8 protein-coding genes are annotated in these 7,427 nt (G+C 66.6%); 4 read left to right on the top strand and 4 right to left on the bottom strand.

Features of this window, described 5'->3' with window-relative positions:
- Positions 1 to 367: 367 nt before the first annotated feature.
- From ACE3OK_RS10515 to ACE3OK_RS10500, 4 genes are read left to right on the top strand one after another with little or no spacing between them, the layout of a single operon-like run.
- Complete coding sequence (locus ACE3OK_RS10515; protein ID WP_374249493.1) at positions 368 to 814, top strand: DUF192 domain-containing protein; 447 nt, start codon at positions 368 to 370, stop codon at positions 812 to 814.
- A 45-nt stretch (positions 815 to 859) separates the two neighbouring features.
- Positions 860 to 2,149, top strand: coding sequence for a glutamate-1-semialdehyde 2,1-aminomutase (hemL, locus tag ACE3OK_RS10510; RefSeq protein WP_374249492.1), 1,290 nt, complete (start codon positions 860 to 862; stop codon positions 2,147 to 2,149).
- Between the two features lie 7 nt (positions 2,150 to 2,156).
- Positions 2,157 to 3,041, top strand: a complete 885-nt coding sequence (locus tag ACE3OK_RS10505) for an ion transporter (protein ID WP_374249491.1) — start codon at positions 2,157 to 2,159, stop codon at positions 3,039 to 3,041.
- A gap of 8 nt (positions 3,042 to 3,049) precedes the next feature.
- Positions 3,050 to 4,177, top strand: a complete 1,128-nt coding sequence (locus tag ACE3OK_RS10500) for a PLP-dependent aspartate aminotransferase family protein (RefSeq protein WP_374249490.1) — start codon at positions 3,050 to 3,052, stop codon at positions 4,175 to 4,177.
- A 2-nt stretch (positions 4,178 to 4,179) separates the two neighbouring features.
- On the opposite strand, the gene ACE3OK_RS10495 is transcribed toward ACE3OK_RS10500, so the two are convergent.
- From ACE3OK_RS10495 to ACE3OK_RS10480, 4 genes are all read right to left on the bottom strand, one after another.
- The gene (locus tag ACE3OK_RS10495) at positions 4,180 to 5,277 is read right to left on the bottom strand and encodes a glutathionylspermidine synthase family protein (RefSeq protein WP_374249489.1); all 1,098 of its coding nucleotides are present in this window, start codon (positions 5,275 to 5,277) and stop codon (positions 4,180 to 4,182) included.
- Positions 5,277 to 5,732 carry a hypothetical protein gene (locus ACE3OK_RS10490; protein WP_374249488.1) on the bottom strand — a complete coding sequence of 152 codons (456 nt, stop codon included), beginning with the start codon at positions 5,730 to 5,732 and terminating at the stop codon, positions 5,277 to 5,279. Before ACE3OK_RS10490 ends, ACE3OK_RS10495 begins: the two co-directional genes overlap by 1 nt.
- Complete coding sequence (locus tag ACE3OK_RS10485; protein ID WP_374249487.1) at positions 5,732 to 6,130, bottom strand: DUF350 domain-containing protein; 399 nt, start codon at positions 6,128 to 6,130, stop codon at positions 5,732 to 5,734. Before ACE3OK_RS10485 ends, ACE3OK_RS10490 begins: the two co-directional genes overlap by 1 nt.
- Before the next feature lie 63 nt (positions 6,131 to 6,193).
- On the bottom strand, positions 6,194 to 7,426 hold the full coding sequence (locus ACE3OK_RS10480; protein WP_374249486.1) for an acetylornithine transaminase: 1,233 nt from the start codon (positions 7,424 to 7,426) through the stop codon (positions 6,194 to 6,196).
- Position 7,427: the final 1 nt, after the last annotated feature.

Here is a 7,427-nt window from a genome sequence, read left to right as displayed (position 1 = left end):
CAAAGATCTCAAGGTCAGGCCTCAGCGCCTTCCCTTCTTGCCCCTCGACGCCGTAGCGTCCGAGTGAGCCGCCCATCATACAGGGGTTTGCATTGCTGTCAACACCCTGCCGTGAACTTTTTTCTTCTCACCCGATCCGCAGAAGCGTTCCGAGTGAGCCGGCTATCCTAGCGCAGTTTCGACGTCTGTCAACGCCCAATCTGTCGCCTTTCCTGCCATCTTCCCGACACCGCCATGCTGGTGCCGCCGGGAAGGGTGCGAATCTTGCGCGCATTCCTGGCACTTGGGAAGTCTTGACGTGTTGACGAATTGCAGGCATCGCGCGCAAGGTGCGCGGTTCCTGATTCAAACACCTTCCGGAGCCGTCATGCGTCGCTTTGCCTTGCTGCCCTTCATTGCCATGCTGATCTCCGGCTGCGCTGGCGCCAGCCAGCCGTGGGTCGAACTCTCCGGTCAGCGCTATTCCGTGGAACTGGCGCAGGACGACGCCGCCCGCGCGCGCGGACTGATGTTCCGCGATGCGATGGAGGAAACCCACGGCATGCTGTTCATCCACGACGTGCAGGCACCGCAGGCGTATTGGATGAAGAACACCAAGATCCCGCTGGACATCCTGTATTTCGACGATGAACGCAAGCTGGTATCCCAGCAGCGCGACGTCCCGCCCTGCTCGCTGGGCGACGGTTGCCCGCCCTATCCCAGCAGTGCACCGGCCCGCTACGTGCTCGAACTCAATGCCGGCCAAGCCGAGAAGCTCAAGCTGCAGGATGGCGCGCAGCTGATCTTCGGCCCCGGCATTCCAGCCACGAAATAAGTACCGCGCAATCCGCCTCCCATACATTCCACGCCCCACTCCCCCATGACACTCCAGACTTCAGGCTCCACCACCCTCTTCCACCGCGCCCAGGACCTGATGCCGGGTGGCGTCAACTCCCCCGTGCGCGCGTTCAAGTCCGTGGGCGGCGAGCCGTTCTTCGTGCAGCGCGCGGACGGCCCGTACCTGTTCGATGTCGATGGCAACCGCTACATCGACTACGTGGGTTCATGGGGGCCGATGATCGTCGGCCACAACCATCCGAAGGTGCTGGATGCGGTGATCGAAACCGCCCGCAACGGCCTCAGCTTCGGCACGCCCAACCCGCTGGAAGTGACGATGGCGGAGACCATCGCCCGGCTGATCCCCAGCTGCGAGATGGTGCGCATGGTGAACTCCGGCACCGAGGCCACGCTGTCGGCGATCCGGCTGGCGCGCGGCGCCACCGGGCGCAACCGCATCGTCAAGTTCGAGGGCTGCTACCACGGTCACGGCGACTCGTTCCTGGTCAAGGCCGGCAGCGGGGCGCTGACCTTCGGCGTGCCTACTTCACCGGGCGTTCCCAAGGCCCTAGCCGACCTCACCCTGACCCTGCCATACAACGATTTCGACGCGGCAACGCGCCTGTTCGCCGAATGCGGCGGCGACATCGCCGCGCTCATCATCGAGCCGGTGGTCGGCAACGCCAATTGCCTGCCGCCGCGCGACGGCTACCTGCAGCACCTGCGCGCCCTGTGCACGCGGCACGGCGCGCTGCTGATCTTCGACGAGGTGATGACCGGCTTCCGCGTCGCGCTGGGCGGCGCGCAGGCGCGCTACGGGGTGACGCCGGATCTTTCCACCTTCGGCAAGGTGATCGGCGGCGGCATGCCGGTGGGCGCCTATGGCGGTCGCCGCGAACTGATGCAGCAAATCGCACCGGCCGGCCCGATCTACCAGGCCGGCACGCTGAGCGGCAATCCGGTGGCGATGGCGGCAGGCCTGGCGATGCTGGAGCTGGTGCAGGCGCCGGGCTTCCACGATGCGCTGGAAGCGAAGACGAACGCGCTGTGCGACGGACTGGAAGCCGCCGCGCGTGCTGCCGGCGTCGCCTTCACCACCCAGCGCGTGGGCGGCATGTTCGGCCTGTTCTTCAGCGCGGAAAAGGTGGACACCTTTGCACAGGCGATGGCCTGCGACAGCGCCGCGTTCAACCGCTTCTTCCACGCTATGCGCGAGCGCGGGGTGTACCTGGCGCCGTCGGCATTCGAGGCGGGCTTCCTGTCCGGCGCGCACGACGATGCGGTGATCGAAACCACCCTCGAGGCGGCGCGCGCCGCCTTCGCCGCGATCTGACCCGCCCGTGGACGACAAGCCGCAGACGGGTACGGGTGGGGGCGATTTCTTCGCCCCCATCCACCAGCCTGCCAGCCGCGAAGGATGGCGCTTCCGGCTGTACCGGCTGATGTTCCACCACGAAAGCCGCGGCGAGCGCAATTTCGACCTGGCGCTGATCGGGGTGATCCTGGCCAGCGTGCTGGTGGTGCTGCTGGACAGCGACCCGGAAGTCAAGGCGCGCTGGCACTTCCCGCTGTACGTCGCCGAGTGGGTGTTCACCCTGCTGTTCGCGCTGGAGTACGCGGCACGGATATGGGTACTGCGCGAGCCGCTGCGCTATGCGCGCAGCTTCCTCGGCATCGTCGACCTGCTGGCGATCCTGCCGACCTTCCTGTCCCTGCTGTTCCCCGCCAGCGCCTCGCTGACGGTGATCCGCATCCTGCGGCTGCTGCGCATCTTCCGCGTGCTCAAGCTGGTCAAGTATTCCGACGAAGCTGGCATGCTCACCTACGCGCTGATCCGCAGCCGGCGCAAGATCCTGATCTTCGTGCTGACCCTGCTGACCATCGCGGTGATCTTCGGCGCGCTGATGTACGTGGTCGAGGGCCCGGAACACGGGTTCGTCAGCATCCCCACCGGCATGTACTGGGCGGTGGTGACGATGGCAACGGTGGGCTACGGCGACCTGTCGCCCGCCACCGGGCTGGGGCGCCTGCTCACCTCGACGCTGATCATCATCGGCTACAGCATCATCGTGGTGCCCACCGGCATCTATACCGCCGAGCTGGCGCGCACCATGCGTTCGCGCGGCCGCGTGCAACTGCGCTGCCCGCAGTGCAGCCTGGGCGAACACGATGACGACGCCTGGTTCTGCCGCAAATGCGGCGAAGCCCTGCCCCCACACGATTGAGGCTCGCGATGACCACGCACCGCCCCTGCACCCTCGCCGTCCACGCCGGCAACCATGCCGACCCCGCCACCGGCGCGGTGGCGCCGCCGATCCACCTGGCCACCACCTTCCACCATGGTCCCGCTGGCGAGCGCATCGCCGGCTACGAGTACCAGCGCGAGGGCAACCCCACCAACGACCGCCTGCGCGAAGCGCTGGTCGCGCTGGAAGGCGGCGCGACCGCGCTGACCTTCGCGTCGGGCATGGCGGCGATGACCACCCTGCTGGAATCGCTGCCGGCCGGCAGCCGCGTGCTGTTCCCGGACGACTGCTACAGCGGCCTGCGCATGCTGTTCGGCGAATTCCTGCCGGAGCGCGGCCTCGTCGTGGAAACGGTGGACATGGCCGATCTCGATGCCGTGCGGACGGCCTGCACGACGCCGCTGGCGCTGCTGTGGATCGAAACACCATCGAATCCGCTGCTGAAGATCAGCGACATCGCCGCACTGGCGCAGCTCGGCCACGCGGCGGGCGCGCTGGTGGTCGCCGACAACACCTTCGCCACGCCGCTGCTGCAACGCCCGCTGGCGCTGGGCGCGGACATCGTGATGCATTCGACCACCAAGTATTTCGGCGGCCACAGCGACGTGCTGGGCGGTGCACTCGTGTTCGCCCGCGACGACGCCTTCGCGAAGCAGGTTGCGCACCGCCTGCATGTCACCGGCGCGGTGCTGGCGCCGTTCAGCGCCTGGCTCACCCTGCGCGGCTGCCGCTCGCTGGGGGCGCGGATGGCGATGCATTGCGCGAACGCGCGCAAACTCGCGGAGTTCCTTGCCGCGCATCCGGCGGTGGAGCGGGTGAATTGGCCTGGACTGCCGGCCCATCCAGGTCATGCCATTGCCGCGCAGCAGATGCGCGACTTCGGCGCGATGTTGAGCGTCGAACTGCACGGCGGGCGAGAGGCCGCGCTGGCCGTGGCCGGCAAGCTGCGCATCTTCACCAACGCCACCTCGCTGGGCGGCTGCGAATCGCTGGTCGAACACCGCGCCTCGGTGGAAGGCCCGAACCCGCGCTCGCCGCAGAACCTGCTGCGGGTGTCGGTGGGTCTGGAAGACTGCGACGACCTGGTCGCCGACTTCGCGCAAGCGCTGGGCTGACGCTAACCGAAGCAATGCGGCACGAAACGACTCGCATTGCCGGTAACGGGCGAGACGTCCTCGCGCATGCCCAAACCCACTGCGTCGTCACCCACAACCCAAAGTCCGATCAACCCGTAGCCGAAATCGCTTCGGTACAAGGGCGCATGTGCCTGGTAAATCACCCCAGCATTCGCGAAGTCCGTGCCACGATCATGGATGCACACGCCTTCTCCCTCACGCCCGAAGCGCGGCTTGGCGACGACCGCCCCTTCGATGTCGCGAGGATCATGCGAGGCCGGCAGCAGATTCGGATGCCCGCGATGCCGCTCCCACAACAGAGGCAGCAAGGACTTGTTGGACAACACCTGTTTCCAGGCAGGCTCGATCCAGCGGGATTCGGCTTTGGCCAGGTGAATTGCGAACGGTTCGTCCAGCATCCACTCCCACGGATACAGCTTGAATATCGTCGCAATCGCGTCATCCTGGAGATCGACATACCGGCCGTCCTTCCAGCCGATGTCCGACATGTCCAGCAACTTCGTCCTAAATCCGGCCTGGGCACAGGTTTCCCGAAGGTAATCCGTAGTGACGTGATCCTCGACGACCTGCAGACAGCCCGCAAAGTGAACCGTTGCGCCCTCGGGCATCAGTTCCCGCCATCGCTGGATGAGCGCCTCGTGGAGCAGGTTGAATTGGTCGCGACCAGCGAACGTGTCCTCCAGCCAGTGCCACTGCACGACCGACGCTTCGAACAGAGCCGTGGGCGTATCAGCGTTGTACTCGAGAAGCTTCGGGGAGCCCACGCCACTCCAGGCGATATCCATCCGTCCATACAAGGCGCACTCACCCGCACGCCAAGAACGCTCAATCAGGCCGGCGGCCACGCCATCGAGCCCCAGCCACTCGAAATCGCCACCACGCACGACATCCGCCACCGCGTCCAAACACATCGCGTGCAACTCATCGCCCACGGCTTCCAGCAGGTCGATCTCGTGCTGTTCGAAACGGTAGCAGCCGTCCTCGACCCAGTAGGCACCCTCCAGTGTATGGAAATCGAAGCCAAGGGCTTCCACACGAGCGCGCCAGTCGCTTCGGGCCGGTACTTGATCGCGTCGCATCAGGATCCTGCCGCGCGGATGCGTCCGGTGCCACCGAACCCGCCTCGATAGCCTGCCTCGACGGCGCTTGGGCCGCGGTAGGAATCCTTCTGCGCCGAAGACGAGCCCGAATATCCGTAAAAGTGCGAACCGTGGCTGCTGCCGCGCTCCCGACACACGCCGCGCCCCGGATCGTCAGGCTTCCGGTCGGCGGCATCCACCGCGTACCAAGGACCTACCCAGTTGCCGTCCTGATAGCTGCAACGCTCTGCGCCATAATCGCATTCGCAGCTATAGCGGTCGGCGCCATAGCGATTGCGCTGCATCTTGTCGCTCGTAGCGTCCCGCAGCACGGGAAACCCAACGAACGCGGCGACGCCAAGCCACAACAGCGGCACCTCGAAAGAACGCCGACGCTCCTCATCCTTCAAGGAAAACATCGGCTCGCGATGATGGCGCTTCGACTTGCGGCTCATTAGTACGCCATCGCCGCGGCATTGAGCAGGCCCACGCCAAGGTGCAGCGAGGCCGACATCACGGCGGCCGATTGCTCACCACGTTCGATCCGAGCCGGGAATCCCGGAAGCAGCAGACGGACCAGCGCATGCGCAGCGAACTGGGCCACCAACGCCACCAAACCCCATGCCGCGAGATCAAGAGTGCTGACACTGTGGGCGATGGCCGCCGCCAGTGGCAGGCAAAACCCAACCAGCGCCCCGGCCAGCGCCGTGCTGGCGGCCAGATTGCCCTGACGGATCAACTGCAGCTCGCGATGTGGAGTGAGATGCAAGAACCCGAGCAGGAACAACGCCACGAAGCCCAAGCCCATGCCGAAATAGCGGACAAAGGCTGGCAACCCCTCGAAGTAATCCATTCCCCGGCATCCCCTGCGACGAGGGTTGGAGCATGCCGAGAACCGGAATACGACGCAAGCCGCTCAGGCGCCCACGAACGCCGCCAACGCCTTCCGCAGCCGCAGCAGCCCGTCCGCCACATCGGCATCATCGATGTTGAGCGCCGGCACGAAGCGCAGTACGTCCGGGCCAGCCTGCAGCAGTAGCAGACCGTGCTCCGCGGCAAGGTCGCCGATCACGCCGGCCTTGCCCGCATGCTCCGGCTTCAGCACCGCGCCCAGCATCAGGCCACGCCCGCGCACTTCGGTGAACAGATCGAGGTCGCGGTTGATGGCTGCCACACCATCACGAATCGCCTGCGACTGCTTCGCCACGTTGGCGGCGATCTCGGCGGATCCCAGCCGGCACAGTGCAACGCGCGCCACCGCCGATGCCAGCGGGTTGCCACCGAAGGTGGTGCCGTGGGCGCCGAACTGCATCGCCTGCGCGACCTTGAGAGCGGCCAGCAGCGCGCCGATCGGGAAGCCGCCGCCCAGGGCCTTGGCCAGCGTCACGATGTCGGGCACCACGCCGTCCTCCCAGTGCGCGAACAGCGCCCCGGTGCGGCCCATGCCGCACTGGATCTCGTCCAGCACCAGCAGCGCATCGAAGCGGTCGCAGAGCGCGCGCACCGCCTGCAGGTAGCCCGGCGCGGCCGGCATCACCCCGCCTTCGCCCTGCACCGGCTCCAGCATCACGGCCGCCACATCACCTCCGGCCATCGCCGCTTCCAGCTGGCCGATGTCGTTGAAATCGACGTAGCGGAAACCACCGGGCAACGGCTCGTAACCTTCCTGATACTTGGGCTGCGCAGTGGCGGTGACGGTCGCCAGCGTGCGGCCGTGGAAGCTGCCCTTGCAGGTCACGATGACGCGGCGGTCGGGCGCGCGCCCATGCGATGCGGCCCATTTGCGCGCCAGCTTGATCGCCGCCTCGTTGGCCTCGGCACCGGAATTGCACAGGAAGGCGCGCTCGGCGAAGCGCGAGGCCGCCACCAGTTCCTGCGCCAGCCGCAGCGGCGGCTCGCTGTAGAACACGTTGCTGGTATGCCAGAGCCTGCCCGCCTGTTCCACCAGCGCGGCGGTCAGCTCCGGGTTGCAGTGGCCGAGGCTGCACACTGCGATGCCGGCGCCGAAGTCCACGTACTCGCGACCCTCGCTGTCCCAGACACGCGCGCCCTGCCCGCGCTGCAGGATCAGCTCGCGCTGGCGGTATACCGGCAGCAGCACGTCGCGCCCAAGCGCCAGCAGCTCCTCCACGCTCGCGTCGCGGGCCATC

It is taken from the genome of Thermomonas sp., from assembly GCF_041905325.1.
Taxonomy (GTDB): domain Bacteria; phylum Pseudomonadota; class Gammaproteobacteria; order Xanthomonadales; family Xanthomonadaceae; genus Thermomonas.
The sequence above is the reverse complement of the archived record's forward strand: the minus strand, read 5'-3'. Positions and strand labels throughout refer to the sequence as shown.